Below are 23,207 nucleotides of genomic sequence, written 5' to 3'. Positions count from 1 at the left end.
GATTATCCTCCAAAGAATGTTTCCAACTCTTTTAGCGTTTCTTGTGATGTCTGAATATCTTTAACTATTTCTCCTTTATTAAGAACTACAATACGCTCACAAACTTCGGTGACATGCTGTAAATCATGACTTGAAACTAAAACTGTTACATTTTCTTTTGCAGCTAATTCTTTAATAATACCTTTTAATCTAATTTGGGTAGTAGGGTCTAAATTAGCAAAAGGCTCGTCGAGTATAACCACTTCTGGGTTACCAATAAAACTAGCTACAATACCTACCTTCTTTTGATTTCCTTTTGATAAATCTCTTAAATACTTCTTTTGACCAAGAATTTCTCCATGAAAAAAGTCTTGAAATTGTGATAGCAAAGCATTGACATCCTCTTTATTCCTTCCTCTTAACTCACCAATAAAGTAAAAATATTCTTCAGGAGTCAAGTATCCTATTAGAAATGTTTCGTCTATAAAGGCAGAAGTAAATGGTTTCCAAGATTCGCTTTCATCCACCTGAACTTCATTATTGATAATATGGCCAGTGGTTGGTTGAATCAGATCTAAGAGCAGTGAAAATAAAGTGGTTTTACCAGCTCCATTATTGCCTACAAGGCCGAAACTTTGACCTTTTGGAATTTCTAGAGATTCAATATTTAAAACAGTATTAGAACCGTACGTTTTTGAAAGATTTTTTACTGATATCATAGCGATGTTTACTTAAATTTTTAAAGTGTAGTTATTAGCTTTTTTGCTTGTAAGCAACTAATGTCTTGTACTTCTCTTTTTTGTATATTTTTTCGATTTGAGCGAAAACTTTGTTTTTAAAAACAAAACCTAAAAGTCCAACTATGGCCACTAGAATATAACCTACTAAGGGACTCACTAAAAAATGTCCTAGAGCATAAATTACCATAGGTAAAACTAATTTTGGTAAGGTTAATAATAGTGTTTTGGCATTAAAAGCCTGCTTATCACCAAAAGCCTTTTTGTTTGAGGTTAAATCTATCGGGGTTTTTACATAAGCTCCACCCCAAAGCACCAAATAAGCATTGATGCCAATATTATAAATAGCACCTACCAAAACTGCTGCAAATACTTCCCATCCAAAATATAAGTACCAACTTGATAGAATAGTAGTGATTACTGTGGCGATAATAATTAAATAATACTTTGATGAAAGATATTCACGATACTGAATATTTTGACTCATCATTAAAGGATAGTAACTACTATCCCAACTTGGCACATACTGACCAAAACTGAATAAAAACCCTCCGGTGACAAAAATACCAGCGAATACCCTCCAAAATGGGCCATCATAAACCTCAACTGCACCCGTAAAAAATAACAAACCATAAAAAATGAAGAAAAACCCCATGATCACAGCAGTACGCGAACGCTTATTACGTTTAATTAACTTAATATCATTTTTAAGAAAAGTACCCAAATTACCAAACCTATTTAACCAGTCTAAATCCTCAGTTTTAGCCTCCGTAGTTTTCGTGGCTAAACCACCATCCAGATACATGTTCTTTTTGAAATAATTAAAGGCATTAACAAACAAAACCAATAAAATTGTCCAAGGAATTAAAGCTGTAGCTGGTATATCATAAAGCTTGTCAAATAAAGGCCCAGTGTAAAGGGTAAAATCAAACCATTCAAAGTATTGTGACAGCCCCAATAGCAAAAAAATTCCCGCAAAAATGTAAAAAATACTATCCTTATTATTTACTAGAATATTAATGAAGTTATTACAGTAAATCAAAGCCATAAAACCAAGATGCCAACCTACAACATTTAAGAAGTCATAGTCCTTGGTTAATAATATAATACTAAAAGGTATAAAAAAGAAAGCGTGGGTCCAGTTAAAAAAGGAAACAACTGTTTTGCCCAAGGAATAATGCACTACTTGGCTTTTCTGTAGAGGTAAATAAAGTAAAGGTTTAATATTGGTAACCGGCATTTTTTGTAACATATAGCGAAAGACCAAATCAAATGCCAAATAGTAAATTGCATATTGGTTGACCACTCTCAAAGGGTCGCCTAGTTCTGCTTCTTCAATCATGAAATAGACTCCAAAACCTAATCCTAAAAAGACAAGTATAAAATACAATGCCCCCAAACCCATTAAAATTTTAATCCAAATTTCAGTCTTGAAGGATGCAGACCTAAAAAACGATTTCCACTGTAGATTGAAAAAGTGTTTGAACATAGTGTTGGTTTATTAGCTGAACATTGGTCACTAAAATAATTCAATTGTTACAAATCAAGCTCAATAAATAAAAAAATAAGATCTCAAAAAGCATCAGTTTAACTTCTTTATTTTTTTGTATCTTAAGCTTATGAATTTACCAAACGAGTTTTTACAAATTCTTATCCCAGTTATATTTTTAGCTTTAGCTTTAGCTCTGATTGGCCCATTAACGAAAAAGAGTAGAAATTTTAGAAGTAGCCGAAATAAAAAGGCTAAAAAACTATTTTAGAGGTTTTACTTTTTTAAAAAATCAATACTTAGGGTTAAATTCCCGTGTTCAAATCATTAGTTTTGCACAAAAATTGATTTTATGAGTGATTTTCATTCGTTAACCGTTAGTTCGGTTGAAAGATTAACTCCAAGTTCGGTTGCCCTTTCTTTTAACATTACTGAAGACTTAAAAGACACTTTCTCTTTTAGTGCAGGACAGTATATTACCCTAAAACAAACTATTAATGGAGAGGAAATTCGCCGTGCATATTCCATTTCATCTGCTCCTTCTTCAGGTAAATTAACCATCGGAATAAAAAAAGTGCCAAACGGTATATTTTCAACATACGCCAATGAATCTATCACAAGCGGAGATACTATAGAAGTAATGCCACCTGATGGTCGTTTTATTTTTGAAGGGAATCAACAAGAAAAAACTATAGCTGCTTTTGCTGCAGGAAGTGGTATTACTCCAATTATGAGTATCGCAGAAACAGTACTTAAAAGCAATGAAAATAATCGTTTTGTATTGGTGTTAGGAAATCAAACTCCTGAAGAAGCCATGTATCGAGATGCTATTTTACAATTGCAGAAGCACTATTTTAATCGCTTTTATGTACAATTTATTTATAGCCGTTCTACTGAAGAAAATTGTCTTTTTGGAAGAATTGAAACTTCTACGGTAAACCTAATAACAAAAAATAAATTCAAAGATTTTGATTTTGACGCCTTCTACTTATGTGGTCCCGAAGAAATGATTACGACAGTTTCAGAATCCTTAACAAAAAATGGCGTAGCCGAAAGTAAAATCTTATTTGAATTATTCACAAGCTCAAGTTCAGAAGATACCATTGTTGAAAATCTTGATGGTAAAACCAAAATTCAAGTAGTAGTTGATGATGAAGAGTTTTCTTTTACGATGGATCAAAAGGAATTTGTTTTAGATGCAGTTTTGAAAGAAGATATTGACGCCCCTTATTCATGTCAAGGCGGTGTATGTAGTAGTTGTATTGCTAGGGTAACCGAAGGAAAAGCTGAAATGGTAAAAAACCAAATTTTGACCGAATCTGAAGTTGCCGAAGGTTTAATTTTAACCTGCCAAGCACATGCCACTACCCCAAATTTAAAGGTTGATTATGATGATGTTTAAATATCAGCTCTTCTATTGTGCTTAGCAATGGTTTAATATACATTTAATAGTGTTGTTCTTGTGAATTCAATTATGGAATTCCTAGAAACTAAATACTTAAGAGCGGCATTATTACTTTTTTAGTTTCAAGAGACAACCTTATCCAAAGCGAAACTAGCTTTATCATACCCTACGGCAAAGGCTTTATCTATTCCTTTTTTATCTAAAACTCCAATATGTTCCAATTCTTGAGGTTCAACTAAAACATCACATTCACCTATTTTTTCACGACAAGAGGCATAAATCATGAGCCCTGTGATTCTTCCCGCTAATTGAATTGAATTATTCAATTCTTTTTTGGTCAGCTTACCATTTACTGAAACATTGCTGCCAATTATAAAATCGCAGCGTTCTTCTAAATATTCTTTTGGAAAGTTATTCATAATTCCACCATCAGCGTAAAGTACACCATCAATTTCGACGGGACTGAAAACCGGAGTTAAAGCCGCAGATCCTAATAATGGTAAAATTAACTCGCCTTGGTTAAACATTTTTTCAGTACCATTAATCAAATCGGTCGCAACAACGTACAAAGGTTTTGAAAGTGATTCAAAAGAATTTTCAGAAAAATGCTTTTTAAATACATTTTTGTATTTGATGGTGTTTATCAATCCCGGCTTACCTAAGGCAAAAAAACTGTACTGAAATAAGGGTGTTTGTTTAAAAAAATTAAGCATGTCATCTGTGCTAATTCCATTCGCATATAATGCGCCAATTAGAGCGCCAACACTTGCACCAGCAATTTCATGAGCTTCTAAGCCTCTTTCATTCATTGCCTTTAAAAGACCAATATGAGCCATTCCTCGAATACCTCCTCCTGAAAGTACTAAGCCAATTTTACTATTTGGAATGTTTAACACACTCATGCTAGAAATTTTGACGTAAAAGTACACTGTTTGTTAAAATTCAATGCGGTTTCGTAATCTTTTAACTTTGTTTTCGACCAAACATTTTTTAAGTATTTATCGTAAGTTTACTTAAGTCTTAAAACTGTTTATTTTGTTGGGAACAAATAAAACTGCCATCCTAATTTTTGCAAATTCATCTTTTAAAGATGAATTAAGAAAAGGCATTCCTAATTCAACAGCTTTATTCAGTGCCCTTACAAAGGATATTTTAATTAAAGTAGAAAATACTGGGCTTCCCTATTTTATTTACGACGAACAATTACAAATCGGTTCAGACTTTGGGTCACGATTCACTACTGCCGTCGAAGCCGTTTTTAATAGAGGTTTCGAAAGTATAATTACCATAGGAAATGACACCCCTGAATTAACTTCAAATACCATTTTATCTACTTTTAGAAACTTGTGTGAGGGCAAAACAGTAATTGGTCCTAGTCAAGATGGCGGTGTATATCTTTTAGGTTTTCATCAAACCAATTTCAATGCAGCTAGCTTTCGCGAATTGCCATGGCAAACAAGAAATCTTTTAAAAAAAATTACCCGCTCTTTTTTACAAAAAGGAGCGATTCAGCAATTACCGCGACTTACTGATATTGATACCATAGCTGATATTGAAACACTTGTTAATCTTGGTGGTTTAAATTCCAAGGTTTTAGTTTCTATATTGCTCAAAATGCTTAAGACTCCTAAACTTAATATAGCATATTCTTTTCGATATTTTAATTCAATTATTACAGGCCGCACATACAACAAAGGCTCCCCTTCTTTTACAACATTTTCCTAGTTTATAAAGCATTGGTATTAACGCTGGTTAATTGTATTAACACGAATAAGCCTTTGCCTTTACTAATATAACTCAATAAAAAAATTATAACATTTTACTTATGGCAAACTCATATTATGATCCGGCTGATCTTAGAAAATTTGGAAAAATAACTGAATGGAGTGAAGAACTCGGGACAAAATTTTTCGATTATTATGGTAAGGTTTTCGAAGAAGGCGCACTAAGTGCTAGAGAAAAGTCTTTAATCGCATTAGCAGTAGCTCACGTAGTCAAATGCCCTTATTGTATTGACGCCTATACCAAAGATGGATTACAAAAAGGTATTACTAAAGAAGAAATGATGGAGGCCGTTCACGCAGGAGCTGCAATTGAAAGTGGTGCCACTTTGGTGCATGGCGTGCAGATGATGAATAAATACAATAAACTATCAATGTAATGGAAAGTATTTTACCAAAAAAGAAGCCAATGCAGAAATCTCTCAAAGCAAGAGAGAATGAATTAGCGGTGACTAACAAACAGCTTGAAATCTTAGATGGTGGTATTTTTGCCGAGGGTGAATTACCCTATTTTAAAGATAAAATTTCTGAAATAGGTCATTTTCCGCTTCGCCCTAAAAAGTTGGAAATTTTACAGATTAACGTTGGTTACATGTGTAATCAAGTTTGTGAACACTGCCATGTTGATGCTGGACCAGATCGTAAAGAGATTATGACCCGCGAAACCATGCGGCTTTGCTTGGAAGTTATAAAAAATACTGGGGCACATACTTTAGATTTAACTGGAGGGGCTCCTGAAATGAATCCTGATTTTCGCTGGTTTGTAGAAGAGGCTGCTAAAGCTGGAATTAAAGACTTTATTGTACGTTCGAATCTTACAATTATACGTGCAAATAAAAAGTATTATGATTTACCTGACTTTTTTAAAAAGCATAATGTTCATGTGATATCATCCATGCCTCACTATACTAGAGGTAAAACCGATAAGCAAAGAGGAGATGGTGTTTTTGATAAGTCTATTAAAGCGCTGCAAGAACTAAATGAAAGAGGATACGGTATGCCAGAAAGTGATTTAAGGCTTGATTTGGTTTATAATCCTTCAGGGGCGTATTTACCAGGAGACCAAGCAGCAATGGAAAAAGACTTCAAAAAGGCCTTGGATGAAGATTTTGGAATACAGTTTCATAATCTTTTTGCTATAACCAATTTGCCTATTGCACGTTTTTTAGATTATCTGATTGCATCAGAAAATTATGAGGACTATATGTATGCTCTTGTTGAAGCTTATAACCCTTCGGCCGTAGCAAACGTGATGTGCACTAATACTATTTCAATTAGTTGGGATGGATGGCTTTATGATTGTGATTTTAACCAAATGCTAGATTTAAAAGTAGCCAGCAAGGTCAAGCACATTAAAGATTATAATGAAGATGTATTAAACGACAGAAATATTATCATATCTCAACATTGTTATGGTTGTACCGCCGGTGCTGGTAGTAGTTGCCAAGGTACGGTTGCATAACGGATTAAAACAGAACTTTAAGAATAAAACGAAAATATGAGCTATTTAGAAGCAACAAACGACTTATATAGAGAAGCAGCTTTAACACCAGATGTCGGTCTTTGCTGTACCACAAATCCTATTTGGGAATTACCAGGGCTAAAGATTCCTAAAATTATGCAAGAGATGAACTATGGGTGCGGTAGCACTGTTCATGCTCGTGATTTATCAAACAACCCTAAAATGCTCTATGTTGGTGTTGGAGGAGGTATGGAACTATTACAGTTTTCTTATTTCAATCGTCAAAAAGGAGGTGTTGTAGGTGTTGATGTTGTTGATGAAATGTTAGAAGCTAGTCGTAAAAACTTTAAAACGGCTGAGGAAGAAAATGATTGGTTTAAATCTGAATTCGTAGACCTTAAAAAAGGGGATGCATTAAATCTGCCTGTCGAGGATAATACTATTGATGTTGCCGCACAAAACTGCCTATTTAATATTTTCAAAGAAGAAGATCTAAAACGGGCTATTGAAGAAATGTATCGAGTTCTTAAACCACATGGTAAATTGGTCATGAGTGATCCTACCTGTGAGCAAGAAATGAATACAACACTTAGGAATGATGATAGATTAAGAGCACTTTGCTTAAGCGGAAGTTTGCCTATAAAGCAATATGTAAAAGCCTTAACCGATGTTGGCTTTGGTACAATTGAAATTAGAGCAAGAAAACCATATCGCATTTTAGCTCCTGGCGCATATCCAACAGAAGAACTGATTTATATAGAATCTATTGAAGTGGCAGCCATTAAAGACCCTATGCCAGAAGACGGACCTTGTGTGTTTACCGGTAAAGCCGCTATATATTATGGTGATGAAGACTATTTTGATGATAAAAAAGGTCATGTTTTATTGAAAAATCAGCCTTTGGCTGTTTGTGATAAAACCGCTGGTGCATTAGCCTCTATAGGAAGAGATGATATTTTTATAAGCGAATCAACTTTTCATTATGATGGCGGAGGGTGTTGTTAAGAAGTAATCCAATCTAAAAAAGCCGAAGATTCTATAATTTTCGGCTTTTTTATTTATCTCGATTATTGGTTAGTTTCATCGATAAGATGATTCCTCAAAAGTAGATAAACTCCAAAAAATGCTCATTTTTTACCGGATACCGATTTTAAATGTTGATTGACCTATAAGATTTATCTTACAAATATTTGTTCTGAAATTTGTAAAACAAACCTACTTAGTATTCTAATATCAGAAACCAAATCTTATGGAAATTACCTTAGAAAATAGTAAAATGCTTCACCTAATGAGAGCTAAAGGGTTAGAGCTTTTTTACAAAAACGGCTATTACAATACTTCTTTAAATGATATAATTCAAAACTTATCTATTACAGATGAAGTTTTTAAACATCACTTTCAATCTAAAGAAGATTTTTTTATTAGTATTTCTCAAAATCTCATCCTACAGCGTACATTGGACCTTCTAATTGAGCCAGCAGCATACAAACAAAGCCCTTTCCCGCTGATTTTAGACATGTTTGAAGATAATCTTAACAGTGTATTGAAAAGCACCTCTGACCATGGGTTTATTTTAGCAAATTTTATTAATGAGTTTAATAATAGAAACTCTAAAATCAATAAATATTTGTTAGATATTTTAAAGATTTGGGAAATTAATTTAACCTCACTTTTGAGAAAAGGACAATTAGATGGTTATGTTAACCATCATGTTGACTGTGAAAGTGCTGCTAATCATATTATCTCCTCTTATTTTGGTGTAAGAACTTTGATGGTAGAAGGAAATAACAGAGGTTTGACACAACAATATTTACAACAACTTCGCTATTATTTTTATTCTATTTCTCAAAAAGTAATGGCTTAATTATTGCTTTTGCCTAGCTCAACAATAGTTTTGAAAACTTGAGTAGGGGCAATTGTTTCCATAGCTTTATCATAGCCTTCCGGAAATTTATTCCCATAAACTGAAGTTGGGATTAAAGGGTATTTTTGTCTATCCGCACAAATAGAATTTTCAATTGACTGACCGTATGGAGCAAAACCGGCATAGGGGTGTGTTACTCCCCATAAAGTGACTACCTCAACCCCATAGTTTGCTGCCAAATGTCCATTACCACTATCCATAGCGAGCATGACATTAAGATTTGAGATGAGTGCCAATTCCTCTTTAAAAGAAAGCTTACCTACCGTATTAATTACTTTATCACCTAATTTATCAGCCATATCTTGAAGTATAGCTTCTTCTTCTGAGCCTCCTCCAAACAACACAACTTGATAATTCTTTTCATTGATTAAAAGTGCTAGAACCTCCTCCATCATGGACAAAGGATACATCTTACTCTTATGAGCGGCAAAAGGAGCAACCCCAACTAACTTAACATCATTCTTAAGATTAATCTTAGTTGTTACAGGTTGTTTAGGCTTTGTTAATTTGTTGTTTTGAGAAATAGTTATCGGAAGCCCCAATGCCTTAAAGACATCGGCATAACGTTCATGAGTTGTTTTTAAAGGTTTGAAAACTTTATTTATTTTTTTCGTTAAAAGTTTTTTTTCTTTTCTCCCTTTATTGATTTGAATAAAGGGAATCCCTGAAAACTTAAAAAAACACTTCAAAATAGAACTACGGAGAACATTATGTGTATCAGCCACAGCGTCTAGTTGTAATTTCAACAATGTTCTATATAGTCGAAAGAGACCAAAAATTCCTTTATGCTTAGTTTTTACATCAGCAGGAAAAATTGAAATATTAGGTATTTCTTCGAAAATGGGTTCAAATCTTTTACGAGTAAGTATGGTAATTTGAAGTTGAGGATGTATTTTAACAAGCTCTAAAATAACCGGTACTAGCATTGCCACGTCACCCATGGCTGAAAGACGAATAATTAAAAGATGTTTTATGCTATTCTTTTTGCCCACGCAGCACTGGGTTTAATTCATCATCATTATACATCTTCATCTGTTTATACACCTTCATAAATTTTTTCCCTTTAGAAATATCTTCTAACAATTCATCAATAGCTGCAGATAAATCCTTCTTTTGTTCTAAAAGAATTTCAAGTTTTTTTGCACATGTTTGTATATGTTCTTCGGTAGCGTCTTTACGATTAACCTCTTCTTGCATGTGATAAATTTTCAAAGCTAAAATAGATAGCCTATCAATAGCCCATGCAGGGCTTTCAGTATTAATTCCTGCACTTTCTAAAATTTCGACTTCGTTATATTTATCTAAAAAATAGCTGTCAATATATTCTACTAAATCTGTTCTATCTTGATTACTGGCATCAATTTGACGTTTTAACTTTAGCGCTGCTACCGGCTCTATATTTGGGTCTCTTATAATATCTTCATAATGCCATTGAACGGTATCAATCCAATTTTTACGATATAACAAATGCTCAATACTTCCGCTCTCATAAGTATTGTTAAATGGTTGGTCAACTTCATCTAAAACATGATAATTATTTATACTTTCTTCAAAAATAGCATTAGCCTTTGAACTGAACATGTGTTGTATTTTTTGCAAAGATACATTATTGAATTAGGTAGAAAACTGATGTAATTAAACATCCTAATACAAGAGCGGTAAGAAAAAATTCTTTAAATCTTTTATTTTGAACTGTTTCGAGATAATTTGTGATATAAACACTAGCAGAAAAAAAAGTAAACATGACAGCAGATAACCCATATTCATCAGAAATAAAAACTAATATAATTCCAATGACAAAATAAGAAAATAGAAGTCTTAAGGAGAGTATTCTGCCTATTCCTCTATTACCCAACTTAACTAAGGTTATCACAATTACAATTAAGACTACTAGTAAATAACCGGCCAAAGAAAAATAATTTCTATAATCAAAGGTGTATTTAAGTTTAAAGGTGTATTGAGCTTCTATAAAAACCCAATCATTAAACAATGAACAATAACATCCTAGGCCTAAAAGCAATGCTCCGAGAGCGGCAATAGGCATTAGCCAGTTTCTTAGTTCTGTTGAACAATAAACATAAACACCAATGTAAATGGGTATTAGAAAAACTATAGTCCATTCTACCAAAAGAGAAGCTATAAAAACACAAAGAGAAGCTTCAAATATTTTATACTTAACATTTTTGTCAAACTTTAATGATAGCACTTTATCCGTTGAAAGCAAAATCAAAAAATTACTTATAATAACTTTTTCATTTTCTAGAATTGGTAAAAATAAAGCTAGAAGCAGCGCATAAAAAAGCATGCTAAATGAGGTTAAATCTGCTAATTTATCTGCCTTTAGAATTGGGTTAATAGTGAAAAACGTGATTAGGAGAAATACAAGGCCTGTAAATTTTATCAAAACTGGCTCAAACTCAAAAGTACTATTCAATGAAATTAAACCGAGAATTAGATAAAGCAAAGCGCTAAAGCCTAGGGTGACTAAATAGTTAATAGGCTTTGTTTTACTAAAAAAACTTGATATCATCTTTGCTTTTCGTATTTTTGCATCATAAATATACTTAAGATGAGTTCATTTTTTTACGGCATACAAGACTTATTTGTAAACGTACTTTTCGCACCGTACGATTTTCTTAGATTTATGGAAAGTTGGTGGTCGTCCAATATGGTCAACTGGTTATTTATGATTATTGGCTTTACAGCGATGGTTTATTGGATGGGGCAGTTGAAAATCTTTAATGATAATGGAGAAGAAGATAAAACTAGTACTTCGCATTCATACCTTTAAAAATCTTGATTTATTGGAATTCTTGTTATAGGTCAAAACCTATATCTTTTCTGTAATATTTGCCTTCAAACTCAAATAGGTCTAAATTACCATATGAAGTTGTTAATGCTTCTTTGAAGTCCTTTCCATATGATGTTACGGCTATTACTCGTCCTCCATTTGTAACGGTTTTATTATTTTTTCTTGTTGTTCCGGCATGGAATAATATTGACTCGTTCTTAGTATCTAGCCCTGTTATCTCTTTACCTTTTTCATAGGCCTTAGGATAACCGCCAGAAACAGTCATTACAGTAACCGCGGTTCTTTCATCAACTTCTAAGTCTATTTGATTCAATGATTGTGTTTTAAGAGAATGGAAAAGGTCAACTAAATCATTTTTTATTCGAGGTATCACCACTTCAGTTTCTGGATCGCCCATACGCACATTATATTCAATTACTTTAGGATCACCATTTACCTTGATAAGTCCAATAAAAATAAATCCAACGTATGGAATATTATCTTTTTTAAGGCCTTCTACGGTAGGTCTAACAATTTGCTCTTCTACTTTATGCATAAAGGGCTTATCTGCAAAAGGAACAGGCGAAATAGCTCCCATCCCACCTGTATTTAGTCCTTTATCACCTTCGCCTATTCTTTTATAATCTTTGGCCTCAGGTAATATTTTATAATTTAATCCATCCGTAAGCACAAAACAGCTCAGCTCAATCCCATCTAAAAATTCTTCAATTACTACTTTACTACTAGCCACTCCGAATTTGGCATCGACCAACATTGTTCTTAATTCTTGTTTTGCTTCGTTTAAATCATTTAAAATTAAGACTCCCTTACCTGCGGCTAACCCATCTGCCTTCAATACATAAGGAGGCTGCAAAGATTCTAAAAATTTATACCCGTCTTCTACATCATTTTTCCCAAAACTTTGATAAGCCGCTGTTGGAATATGATGGCGCATCATAAATTCTTTGGCAAACTCTTTACTCCCTTCAAGTGTAGCTGCCAATTTTTGTGGGCCAACCACAAGCACATCTTTTAATTCGCTATCATTTAAAAAGAAATCATGAACCCCATTAACCAGTGGATCTTCTGGTCCAACAATGACCATTTCAATTTCTTTTTCTTTAACGATGTCCTTCAAAGATTCAAAATCATTAACTGAAATTGCAATATTTTCTGCCATAACATCAGTCCCTGCATTACCGGGAGCAACATAAAGATTAATGGGCTTTGGGCTTTGGGCTAATTTCCATGCTAATGCATGCTCACGACCACCTGAACCTAGAATAAGGATATTCATTATTTAAATTTTGGTAAAAATAGGATTTGAAAAAGTCTTACTTCATGAATTCTTAGTAAAATCACGATGTTCTTTTTTTTGTAATTCTTCTTTAGATAAAGATTTAAAATATTCAAAGACGTTTTTTAAACCTTCTGAACGATGAACTTTTGGTTCCCAATTCAAAATTTCTTTAGCTCTGGTAATATCGGGTTGTCGTTGCAAAGGGTCGTCTTTTGGCAAAGGTTTATGAACAATCTTTTGATTAGTGCCCGTTAGTTTAATAATTTCTTCTGCAAATTCTTTAATTGTTGTTTCATCCGGATTTCCAATATTGACAGGTTCAACGTAATCGCTCATTAATAATCGGAAAATACCCTCTACTTGATCATCAATGTATGTAAATGACCTGGTTTGAGAACCATCACCAAAAACAGTTAAGTCTTCTCCCCTTAAAGCTTGACCCATAAATGCTGGCACAACACGTCCGTCATTTAAACGCATTCTAGAGCCATAGGTGTTGAAGATGCGTACGATTCGGGTGTCAAGTCCGTGGTGGCGATGATAGGCCATTGTAATAGACTCCATGAACCTTTTTGCCTCGTCATACACCCCACGAGGACCAATGGGGCTCACGTTGCCGTAATACTCTTCATTTTGAGGGTGTACTAAAGGATCCCCATAAACTTCTGAGGTGGAAGCTACCAGAATTCTTGCTCCCTTCTCTTTGGCCAGGCCCAATAAATTCAAGGTGCCCAAAGAACCAACTTTCAACGTCTCAATTGGTATTTTTAAATAATCTATAGGGCTTGCCGGTGACGCAAAATGCAATATATAATCAAGTTTGCCCTCCAAGTGAACAAAAGTCGAAACATTATGATGATGAAATTCAAAGCGATTTAAAGGAAAAAGATGGGCAATATTTTTGATATCACCTGTAATAAGATTATCCATGCCTATTACATGATGCCCTTCTGAAATGAAACGATCACAAAGATGAGATCCAAGAAAACCCGCTGCTCCAGTTATTAATATTTTTTTCAATCTTTTATATTTCCTTTTTTATCGTTCTTCTTTGACTTTAAAGTAAGCTTTTCAAATAAATTCCTGAGGATTATTTTTTTCTTCAAAACCTTAAAACTGTAATTGTATCTGAATAAAATATATCCGATAAATAATGAAACTGAAACTAACATAATTACCATGCCCAAATTCTTAGCTGTACTTCCTAATATCACAAAAAGGACAACAAAAAATATATTCCCTCCTCCTATTAAAAAACTAGCTTGTCTGTGCGACAAATTCAAATAGTCAACAATTACATGGTGCATGTGATTTCTATCAGGAGAAAAAGGACTCTTCTTATCTGCCAATCTAATGGCAAATACTCTAGCTGTATCAAAAAGTGGGACAATAATTATACTGATAGCTATTAAAGGAACATTTTCCAAAAGAAAAGGCAATTCATCATATGACTCGGCAGGTAAAGCTAGAAATTTCATGGTTAATATGCTTATTATATAACCAACAATCAAGGAACCTGTATCTCCCATAAATATTTTTTTATTAGAAGAGGTAGAAGTATTGTACCCAAAAAACGCCATTAAACTACCATTTAGACTAACACATAGTAAAGCGAAAAAATATTGTTTTGTTATATAAAATATTGTTGTGTAAAGAATTAAAATGGCTATGCCTACGATTGATGCTAAACCGTCTATCCCATCTATAAGGTTATATGCATTTATTATGGTAATCATTATAAATGATCCTATAACCAGATAGGCATAATAAGGTATCTCGTTTATTCTGAGGAATCCATTAAAAGTCTCAATCATAAAACTATCATTGGATAAAACAAAACTTACGGCTAAAATTTGAGCAATTATCTTAGTTAATGGAGAAAGAACTACCAAATCATCTTTTAAGCCTATAAAAAACAAAATGGTCAAACCCGGAATAATATATATTCCTTCGTCATTAATTTCCCAAGATCTTAAAAAGAAAAGAACAAAAATTAAGGTAATAAAAAATGCTATTCCACCTAAAGTTGGAGTTTTAATTTTATGAGAGCTTCTACTATTAGGATTGTCCATAAGACGTTTATCCTCAACAAGCTTTATAATGGAGGGTAAGGCCAAATATGTAAGCAAAAATGATCCAATAAAGAAAAGAATGGAAATCATACTAATTCATTTACATTAGTTTAAGGGAAGGTATTCATTACTTTCTCGAATACATTCTTAAGCGGAATTCGCTCTTTTGATTTATTCTTAACAAACTGAGTATCTAAATAATATCCTATACCATCATGTTCTCCGTTCTTAATCGCAACAAATGATACATGTTTTTTAAATTCAGAAATTGTTTTGGTTCCAACGATTTCAAATAAATTTTGTATATCATCAGCATAAATCAATTCCACAAAAAGATCAAAGCCTCTATTATCAACTTCGAATATTCTTTGATTATCTTTCTTGGCCTTATATTCTTCCAAAGCATTTTGGGCTTCTAATGCCTGCTCCTTTGACTCAAAGGTAATAAGAAAATCTCTTGACATTCTTGGCGTAACAGCCTTAATACCCTTAATTTTCATTTCCTCCTCTAAGAAATTTTTATGTGCATTTAGTCTCCAATAATATGTGTTCTTACTATGCGGCTTCTGATGTAGTCCTGTACAAATAATAATTCTAGTGCCTTTTTTAAGTAATCGTTCAATTATCATATCGTACTCTTTCAAAATCAATAAAAGAGGGTCTTGAGATTCTGGGCAATACCATTCAGGGTTTTTTAATTTACCCTTATAAGCCAATGAATTAAACATGTAATGGTGCTGAAAATGAGCTCCGGTATTTAAAAACAAAAGGGAAAAGTCTGGTTTTTTTTGGCTCCAAGATTTTATGAAAAAATCTCCTAATAATTTATCGAGCAATATAGCCTTAATACCTACTTTAGATTTGATTTGGCTTGCAAGCTTTAAATATTGAGAATATTTAGAAATGGGAACAGTTCTAATAAATCCAATAAGTAAAGATATAATGGAGTTCAGAGATATCTTTTCAGAAGCATTATCATTTACGGCTTGGGATACTGCTTTGGCCGCTGCTTTAAGGTATTTTTCTCCACTTGCTTCCGTCTTTGTCCAAGGGTCGGGTACAAAAAAAGAAGGGTCTTTAAGCCTATTATCAGCGTTAAATGGACTAACTGCACCAACGCTATAGCCCCTGTCTTCAATTAATTCAAAAAATTGTTTAACATCCTTATTGTTTACTATATCTCCTAACCTAAAAATATTATGCTCCTTAAAGGTCTTTCCAGTATGTATCGTAACCCATTGAATCCAAGGCTCTAATAATTTGTATTCAGATTCTGATGCTGTTTCCTGATAACCATGTTTATTTATAATTTTACCAATGTTAGGTAAAAACCCTTTGTCAATGTAATATTCTATGTACTCAAAATTAAGTTCGTTCAAGCCTAAAAAAATAATTTTTTTATCCATAATTATCTATTATACTTTCTCAAGTAAGTCTGAATATATCTCTAAATGTTTATTAACTACTTTTTTTAATCCAAATTCTTCTTCTGCTTTTTTCCTAGAATTCGCGCCCATTGATACTCTCATTGCCTTATTAAGAATAAGAATTTCTAATTTTTCTGCAAGTTCAACATAAGATTTAATTGGAACTAAAAATCCATTTTCTCCTTCTATAACGCACTCCCTGCATCCTATGACGTTAGTGGTTACAATTGGTCTTCCTATTGCGCATGCTTCAATTAAAGACTTGGGCATTCCTTCTCGATATGAAGGCAAAACAACAATGTCAGAACTTGAAACAAGACTAATCATATCTTTTTGAAAACCAATCCATTTCACATAGCTATTGTCTGCCCAGTCTAATAAATATGATTCTGAAACACCTGCCTTGTTTTCTTCATCAATCATCCCAGCTAATATGAATGTTACCTTTTGAAAATATCGGTCTTTCAATAATTCTGTCGCTCTTCTTAACTCATCAATTCCTTTATCCAATAACATTCTAGAAGCAAACAATATTTGAATCTTGCTATTATTAGGTTGTGGGACGAAACTAAATTTTTTTAAATCAACTCCTGAACCTTTTATAAAATTAATCATATTTGATTCATTAAAAATTCCAAAATTCGAAAGTTCTAAAAAATCGTCTTTATTTTGAAATATAAATTGAGTGTTCGGTCGCTTAAAACTATACTTCATAAGCTTAATAATTAAGCTCTGAGCAATACTCTTACGGTTATCTGTAAAAACATATCCTAAGCCACTAAATGAGTTAAGCACACCTTTTATATTAATCGTTTTTGCAATAAAAGAACCATATACAATTGGTTTCAAAGCAACTTGATGCACTACATCGGGTTTTATTTTATTATATAAAGTATAAATCTGCCTAAATGTTTTTAACTCATTAAAAATATTCATTCCAGACCTACTCATTGGAAGCGGAAAATAAGTTATTCCCGTATTCTCAATTTCTTTTGATCTTCCAGTATCTCCAGCAGCAGCGTATACTTCCCAGCCATCTTTTAGAGCTTCTTCTGCTAGACACAATCTATGAGAAATAAAAAACCAATCAACATTTACTAGAATAAATATTTTTTTCATATTTAAAAATCAAAAACTATGAAGACTGCATCTTTTGGATGTATTCCAAAAGATGTTTTGAGTTTGATTGAATTGAATAAAACTCTTTTACAGTAAGTCTATTCTTAAACCCAACTGATTTAAATGCCTCGGGGTTGCGGTAAGCTCTTTCAAAACAATTTAGCCATTCATCATTAGTAGAAGCAAAAAGATTGCCGTTGCCCCTATCAACCTTTTTATTTGATTCGAATGGTGTGGAAATTGTTGGAACACCAGAAGCCATATATTGAATCAATTTAAAAGCACACTTACCTCTATTGAAGTCATTATCATCCAATGGCATAATGCCTAATGAAAAGTTTGCTATTTCTTTAATCTCTATGGATTTACTCCATTTAATAAATCTAATTGGAAGTCCTTTAAACTTGTTTTCAAGCTCCGTATCAAAACCAATAAACCTCAATTCATAATGGATGCTTTTTAAACTTAACTCTTTAAAAACTGGGATTAATGGAATTAAATTAATCGAAGTTGTTTTTGAACCTATCCAACCAATAATAAATTTGTTAGCAACATTGCTGCTCTTTGCGGCATTTTCATAGCGAGAAAAATCAATTGAAGTAGGGATTTCAAAAACATTTTTATTGAATTTCAAAGCGTATTCGGTAAGATAGGGGCTACCTGTTATAACGCCTTTTGCATTTTTAATTACATTGGCTATCTTATTTTTAAAAAATGCTTTAATAAAAATATTTTTATTTTGATTGTATCTATGAAAAATGGCGTCATCATAATCAACTATATATTTGACTTTCATTAATTTAAAAATTAATCGCATGAAAGGCAGGTAAGGGAAAAACTCTTTCTCTAAAAAAATAACGCTATTTGAAATTTTCAACATTACTCCCATTCTTAGCAAATACCGCTTAATTATATATGACTTTGATTGTTTGCCATATATATGTTTTGCTGGAACATATGAATCATCAAAAAGAGGGCAAACCTTAAATTCTTTCTGGTCGAAATATTTTAAATACTGGTAAGTTCGATAGCGACTGCTAGCGGCCTTTTCAGTATATTTTGGCATGAATATAATACTCATCTTTTTAAAAGTCTTTTTATATAAAGCAGCCTAAATGCTTTTAAAGTATTTAAAATTTCGCTTTTATTAAATTTTAATAAGGCAATTCCCAATCTAAAAATAGGTTCTAAAAACAATACGGAGCAATAAATAGGAATATAACTTGAATTTTTTAGATGCTTTGATGAATATGTAAGCAGAGCATCTAATGAATAAAAAAGCCGTTGTGCTTTAATATTTTTTGATGTGCCACCTGTCTCATGGTATATTTTTATTTCAGAGTTAAAATAAATTTTACCTCCAGCATTATATACTCTTTTCGATAAATCTAAATCTTCATAATACACAAAATAGTCTTCATCAAAACCGGAAAGTTCATTGAATAGACTTCTTTTTATAGCATAAAAAGAGCCCATTACATGATTCACTTCTCTAGATGTCTTATGGTCCCAATCAACCATCCTATAACTTTTAAAAATATTTTTTGATAGCTTATTAAGTTTTAGTGTTTTAACAAAATAATTCTTTCGAGTAACAAATCGGGCGCATGTTTTATGGATGCTTCCCTGTCCATCCGTCTGCTGACAGCCCATAACAGCAATTTCAGATCTATTTGTCAAAAATGATATTGTATTTTTTAAGGTGTCTTTATTGACCTGAGTATCCGGATTTAAAAACAATATAATTTCACTTTCTGATTCTCTAGTACCTGAATTACAGGCATGCCCAAAACCTTTATTTTCATTATTTGTTAAAACTTTAATCCTATCATTTGTAAGGTTTGATAAGATTTCTGTATCAGATCCGTTGTCAACTATTATAATATTATAGTTTTCAAAATCTGAATTTTGAATTGATTTTACACAGGTTTCTATCAGTTCCTCAGAGTAAAAATTAACTATAATTATGTCTATCTCAGCTTTCATAGGTTGATCACCATTTTTGGTTTTAACCTAAAATAGGCTGCAAGAAAAAAGAAAAATGTGAATAATAATGGTGTGCTTCTAGCGCTCATAATCATACCTGTAATTAAATAAAGTATTATTGGAAAAGTTAACTGACTATTAAAGGAATCTTTCTTCATATAATAGATCAAAAACACTCCTGCTAAAAACAGCAATATTATCAATAAAGGAATTAATCCATTGTCTAAATGAAAATCAAGGAAAAAATTTTCTGCAGTAAAAAACTGCTCATCATTATCCGCCTTTTCATTCTTATATCCATTTAAATAAACCTTTCCGAAATTTTCATAGCCAATTCCCCAAATTGGATTATCCTTCATCATTTGAATTGAGGCTTCCAGCATATATTTTCTTTGATTAAGACTACCCTCAAATATTTTAGGGTCAGATATTCTTTCATAAACTTTAGTCGTTTTTACTAACTCTTGAAATGCCAAGTTTTTACTAAGAACAAAAAATACCAATAGTGCGGCGATTAAAGAATATATAATAGTCTTTATGTGTTTTTTAAAATAGATTAAAAAGGTAACCAAAATAAGAACTAAGGCGATTTTTGACCCAGTTAATATTAGGGTTGCATAAATCAAAACTAAAAGCACTTTCAACTTTAATTTTTTGACCTCTTCATATTGAAGTAATCCGAGAGGAAATGCTAAAAACGAACATAAATTAAGGGGATTATCAAATGTAGAATAAGTTCTAAAAGATTGGGTTATATAATCTGGAAAATTGTCAATCCAAAATATGGTAAATAACATTTGTTTAATAAAAACAGTCTGCACAATTCCATAAATACAGACTAAAAAAGTAGCCAAGTAAACTCCTTTTTTTAAACTACCGAAGTTGATGTTGTTGATATAATTAATCGTAAATAAAAATGCAAAAAAATAGTTATACCATCTGAGCTGGTATTTAAACTTAGAGGTTAAATCAATACTTTCATTAATAACTAGTGTTATAAAAGAGAATATAATTAGCACCACAAATAAAACTGTTGCCTTATTTAAAACAAAACTGTTTTTTAAAAGGGCATAAAAAATAAAAACAACTAGCTGAACGTAAATAAAGATATCAGGTAAAGATAAGGTGCCTAAAAAGTATTTAGTTGGACTAAAAAAAATTACCGTCAACGGAAAGAGAAACAAAAACTGCTTCTCAATTAACCCCAACAAAAGATTCTTATCCATTCTCACTTTCTATAAATCATAAATAAAACCATACTAGAATACAATATACTTGTCAACAACATTAAATAAGCTGATGCAATAAAGCCATAAATAGGAATCAACCAAATAGATGCCAATACTGACAAGGAGACTGAAAGTAACATTAAAATAGCCATAGTAAGCGTCTTATTTTGAACTTCTAATCTCTTTTGAAGTAATATACCTATCTGCCAAATAAAACTGCTAATAATTAGTGGTTCAAATACAAGTTTTAGCTGGTTAATAACCTCTCTATCATCAAATCCGAGATATTGAACGATAATCAGTTCTTTAAAGAAAATAAAGAAAGAAAAAATCACAATAAAAATAATCAAAAGATATAGAGCTGCTTTCCCAATGGTTTTACTAAAGATTTTATTCTCTTTTTTGTTATGAGCATACATTAAGAGCGGTTGAACTATACTATTTAATGGTATTGAAAGTTGAGAAAAAACCTTAAAAACTATGTCATAAACGGCTGAATATTGCGCTAATGCAATTGCGCCTAAGTAATATTCAATTAAATACCTGTCCACACCATTAGTAGTAGGTGAAAAAACCATCCATATGCTTAATGGTATCCCATAGGTTGCTATTTCTTTAATGCTTGTTTTTTTTCTGTTTTCTGATACAAAAGAGGTTTTCTCTTTTGATTTTAAAAAAAGATATGCAGCAGTATAACCTAAAAGAATTCCAAAGAACAATTGATACATGAATGTCCCCCAATCCAAATAATAAAGTAGGTAAGGAATGCCCAAAAAAAATGATAGCCTTAAAACCTCAGCGAATACAACATTCTTAGGTTGCATAACAGTTTGGTTTTCTACTAATTTAAATGTATAGATACTTCCAAGTATAAAACAAAGAAAAATGATTATCAGTGTTGTAATCCCACTGTATTTAAAATAAAGTAAGCAGACTAGTATGCTTCCTATTATTAAGGCTGAAATTAAAGTAAGCTTTTTAAGATCCTTTAAAAAATAATATTGATTCTCATCTGCATGAAAAAAACGAATCATTGCTTGATTTATCCAGCCGTTGGACAATGATAGTGCCATAAGAAAAAATGAATATATCAGCACAAAAGAACCATAATTAGCCGCTCCATATAATCTTATAAACAATGGAATAGACGCAATGGAAATTAAAGCTGAAGCCCCTTTTCCTGTCAAATAAATTAAAAAGTTTTTTTCAAGAAAATACTTGCGATTAACCTCCATTTATATTTCTTTTTTCAATTATTTCTGCAAAAAATAGATTGTTGAATAACGAGAAAAACACAACCCCATACATTCTAGATAGCATATTTTCTGTAAAAAGATTAGACATAATTAAGATTAAAAAAAACAAATAAGTGTAGTGTTTGTGCTTTATGCTAAGTTTAATGTTATAAAAAGCAAAAATTAAAAATGAAATTAGCAAAAACAAACCCCCACTTTGAAGTAACAAGTAGTAGTAATTATGTGAATTCATCTTATTGAAAAATGCTTTTTGGAAATAATCATTTTCTTCTTTCTTTTCAACATAGCACTCCCCTAATTTGGTTTGAACATCACCAATTCCAATTCCAAAAACCCAATTATTCTTTACTAAGGCAGCGTTGCATTCATTTAACAGCCCTCTTTCCAATATTCCATCGTTCTGCTTTTCCTTCTTTAAAAGCTCTATTTGAGCCTGAAAAGCCTTGATTTTTGAGCCTGTCGTCCCTTTTAAACCAATATTCCAAATGAAAATGCAACAAAGCATAATATAGGATGAAATGAACATTTTTAAAAACTTCCTTTTCTTAAGATTAAAAAAAACAAAAAGAGGTAACAAAACGGCCATTAAGAATATATTCATAATAGAGTATACATATACTACAAAAAAGAGGAATGTAATTAAGGCAATTATCAATAGAATTTTTCCATAGTTGGGATTTTTTCCTTTAGATAACATGTGAATTATCAATATACTTGCGAAGAGAAAACTTAATGAAATATATGCCTTGTGAACAAAAAGGTATGTCTTATTAACATTCTCAGAGCACCAAAGTAAAAAATCAAAAGACACATCTTTAGCATAATAATACTTTTGAAATATACTAAGCTCGCTAAGTTCTGGATAACAAAACTCCGTTACATTATCAAACATGTAATTTATTAGTAAGAGAACGTATAGAAAATTCGCCCCAACAAACACTATATAAATAAGGTTTCGTTCTCTTTCAAGGTATTTTGGCTGAAAATAAATCAACACAATTGGAAGTATTAAAATTGATATACTTGCCTGTAATGTTTTTAAACCTTGACCATAATCTTCTGAATAAAAAAGGGTTAAACAAAGTAATATAAAAAACCCTGAGTTATAAAGAAAAGGGGCAATGCCATGGAGTCTAAAATTATCTAATCCTTCATCCCAAAATAACCAAATACTAAAAAAGGTAAATGCAACAATTATGATGGAGATAATGCTATATGGCAATATTGGAAAAAGAGCAAGTAGAAATAAT

General features: G+C 32.1%; 23 protein-coding genes. 7 read left to right on the top strand and 16 right to left on the bottom strand.

The features are described from left to right. Positions 1-2: 2 nt before the first annotated feature. Entirely contained in the window at positions 3-698 is a 696-nt protein-coding gene (locus tag RM542_RS02750; RefSeq protein ID WP_311384179.1) for an ABC transporter ATP-binding protein, read from the bottom strand. 34 nt (positions 699-732) lie between these two features. After that, positions 733-2,205, bottom strand: coding sequence for a DUF5687 family protein (locus RM542_RS02745; RefSeq protein WP_311384178.1), 1,473 nt, complete (start codon positions 2,203-2,205; stop codon positions 733-735). Between the two features lie 352 nt (positions 2,206-2,557). Here RM542_RS02745 and RM542_RS02740 point away from each other — a divergent pair, with 352 nt between their 5' ends. Next, positions 2,558-3,607, top strand: a complete 1,050-nt coding sequence (locus RM542_RS02740) for a ferredoxin--NADP reductase (RefSeq protein ID WP_311384177.1) — start codon at positions 2,558-2,560, stop codon at positions 3,605-3,607. A 125-nt stretch (positions 3,608-3,732) separates the two neighbouring features. Here RM542_RS02740 and RM542_RS02735 read toward each other — a convergent pair whose 3' ends face one another. After that, a complete protein-coding gene (locus RM542_RS02735; protein ID WP_311384176.1) occupies positions 3,733-4,512 on the bottom strand; it encodes a patatin-like phospholipase family protein in 780 nt (259 codons plus the stop codon). 136 nt (positions 4,513-4,648) lie between these two features. Between RM542_RS02735 and RM542_RS02730 the strand changes: the two genes are divergently transcribed. The 5 genes from RM542_RS02730 to RM542_RS02710 all read left to right on the top strand — a co-directional run bounded on the left by RM542_RS02730 (position 4,649) and on the right by RM542_RS02710 (position 8,717). Next, positions 4,649-5,335: a DUF2064 domain-containing protein gene (locus RM542_RS02730; protein WP_311384175.1), complete on the top strand. Its 687-nt coding sequence runs from the start codon at positions 4,649-4,651 to the stop codon at positions 5,333-5,335. Positions 5,336-5,435: 100 nt separating this feature from the next. Then, positions 5,436-5,771, top strand: coding sequence for an arsenosugar biosynthesis-associated peroxidase-like protein (locus tag RM542_RS02725; RefSeq protein ID WP_311349785.1), 336 nt, complete (start codon positions 5,436-5,438; stop codon positions 5,769-5,771). A 29-nt stretch (positions 5,772-5,800) separates the two neighbouring features. After that, positions 5,801-6,853 (top strand): arsenosugar biosynthesis radical SAM (seleno)protein ArsS, encoded by a 1,053-nt coding sequence (gene arsS, locus RM542_RS02720; RefSeq protein WP_311384174.1) that lies wholly within the window; start codon positions 5,801-5,803, stop codon positions 6,851-6,853. A 36-nt stretch (positions 6,854-6,889) separates the two neighbouring features. Continuing rightward, the gene (gene arsM / locus RM542_RS02715; RefSeq protein WP_311384173.1) at positions 6,890-7,858 is read left to right on the top strand and encodes an arsenosugar biosynthesis arsenite methyltransferase ArsM; all 969 of its coding nucleotides are present in this window, start codon (positions 6,890-6,892) and stop codon (positions 7,856-7,858) included. 244 nt (positions 7,859-8,102) lie between these two features. Next, entirely contained in the window at positions 8,103-8,717 is a 615-nt protein-coding gene (locus tag RM542_RS02710; RefSeq protein ID WP_311384172.1) for a helix-turn-helix domain-containing protein, read from the top strand. Here RM542_RS02710 and RM542_RS02705 read toward each other — a convergent pair. Genes RM542_RS02705 through RM542_RS02695 form a run of 3 tightly spaced genes read right to left on the bottom strand, consistent with a single transcriptional unit; the run spans position 8,714 to position 11,307 of the window. Continuing rightward, entirely contained in the window at positions 8,714-9,769 is a 1,056-nt protein-coding gene (locus RM542_RS02705) for a glycosyltransferase family 9 protein (RefSeq protein ID WP_311384171.1), read from the bottom strand. The two genes, RM542_RS02710 and RM542_RS02705, sit on opposite strands and share 4 nt — an antisense overlap. Beyond that, on the bottom strand, positions 9,753-10,358 hold the full coding sequence (locus tag RM542_RS02700; protein WP_311384170.1) for a DUF4254 domain-containing protein: 606 nt from the start codon (positions 10,356-10,358) through the stop codon (positions 9,753-9,755). The genes RM542_RS02705 and RM542_RS02700 overlap by 17 nt, the downstream gene beginning before the upstream one ends. Before the next feature lie 25 nt (positions 10,359-10,383). Then, positions 10,384-11,307 (bottom strand): hypothetical protein, encoded by a 924-nt coding sequence (locus tag RM542_RS02695; RefSeq protein ID WP_311384169.1) that lies wholly within the window; start codon positions 11,305-11,307, stop codon positions 10,384-10,386. A gap of 39 nt (positions 11,308-11,346) precedes the next feature. Between RM542_RS02695 and RM542_RS02690 the strand changes: the two genes are divergently transcribed. Beyond that, positions 11,347-11,568, top strand: coding sequence for a DUF6341 family protein (locus RM542_RS02690; protein ID WP_311384168.1), 222 nt, complete (start codon positions 11,347-11,349; stop codon positions 11,566-11,568). A gap of 25 nt (positions 11,569-11,593) precedes the next feature. On the opposite strand, the gene purD is transcribed toward RM542_RS02690, so the two are convergent. From purD to RM542_RS02640, 10 genes are read right to left on the bottom strand one after another with little or no spacing between them, the layout of a single operon-like run. Continuing rightward, complete coding sequence (gene purD, locus RM542_RS02685) at positions 11,594-12,865, bottom strand: phosphoribosylamine--glycine ligase (RefSeq protein ID WP_311384167.1); 1,272 nt, start codon at positions 12,863-12,865, stop codon at positions 11,594-11,596. 42 nt (positions 12,866-12,907) lie between these two features. Continuing rightward, positions 12,908-13,888 (bottom strand): UDP-glucuronic acid decarboxylase family protein, encoded by a 981-nt coding sequence (locus tag RM542_RS02680; RefSeq protein ID WP_311384166.1) that lies wholly within the window; start codon positions 13,886-13,888, stop codon positions 12,908-12,910. Beyond that, a complete protein-coding gene (locus RM542_RS02675) occupies positions 13,885-15,030 on the bottom strand; it encodes an MraY family glycosyltransferase (protein ID WP_311384165.1) in 1,146 nt (381 codons plus the stop codon). Before RM542_RS02675 ends, RM542_RS02680 begins: the two co-directional genes overlap by 4 nt. A 20-nt stretch (positions 15,031-15,050) precedes the next feature. Then, the gene (locus tag RM542_RS02670; RefSeq protein WP_311384164.1) at positions 15,051-16,346 is read right to left on the bottom strand and encodes a hypothetical protein; all 1,296 of its coding nucleotides are present in this window, start codon (positions 16,344-16,346) and stop codon (positions 15,051-15,053) included. Positions 16,347-16,355: 9 nt separating this feature from the next. Further along, positions 16,356-17,486, bottom strand: coding sequence for a glycosyltransferase family 4 protein (locus RM542_RS02665; protein WP_311384163.1), 1,131 nt, complete (start codon positions 17,484-17,486; stop codon positions 16,356-16,358). Positions 17,487-17,502: 16 nt separating this feature from the next. Continuing rightward, positions 17,503-18,567: a glycosyltransferase gene (locus RM542_RS02660; RefSeq protein ID WP_311384162.1), complete on the bottom strand. Its 1,065-nt coding sequence runs from the start codon at positions 18,565-18,567 to the stop codon at positions 17,503-17,505. Next, positions 18,564-19,472: a glycosyltransferase family 2 protein gene (locus RM542_RS02655; RefSeq protein ID WP_311384161.1), complete on the bottom strand. Its 909-nt coding sequence runs from the start codon at positions 19,470-19,472 to the stop codon at positions 18,564-18,566. Before RM542_RS02655 ends, RM542_RS02660 begins: the two co-directional genes overlap by 4 nt. Further along, positions 19,469-20,698, bottom strand: coding sequence for an O-antigen ligase family protein (locus RM542_RS02650; protein WP_311384160.1), 1,230 nt, complete (start codon positions 20,696-20,698; stop codon positions 19,469-19,471). Before RM542_RS02650 ends, RM542_RS02655 begins: the two co-directional genes overlap by 4 nt. 2 nt (positions 20,699-20,700) lie before the next feature. Further along, positions 20,701-21,936 (bottom strand): oligosaccharide flippase family protein, encoded by a 1,236-nt coding sequence (locus RM542_RS02645; RefSeq protein ID WP_311384159.1) that lies wholly within the window; start codon positions 21,934-21,936, stop codon positions 20,701-20,703. Then, positions 21,926-23,179 (bottom strand): O-antigen ligase family protein, encoded by a 1,254-nt coding sequence (locus tag RM542_RS02640; protein ID WP_311384158.1) that lies wholly within the window; start codon positions 23,177-23,179, stop codon positions 21,926-21,928. Before RM542_RS02640 ends, RM542_RS02645 begins: the two co-directional genes overlap by 11 nt. Positions 23,180-23,207: the final 28 nt, after the last annotated feature.

The sequence above is a fragment of the Croceitalea sp. P059 genome (assembly GCF_031846365.1).
In the GTDB taxonomy this organism is placed as follows: Bacteria; Bacteroidota; Bacteroidia; order Flavobacteriales; family Flavobacteriaceae; genus Croceitalea; species Croceitalea vernalis.
The sequence above is the reverse complement of the archived record's forward strand: the minus strand, read 5'-3'. Positions and strand labels throughout refer to the sequence as shown.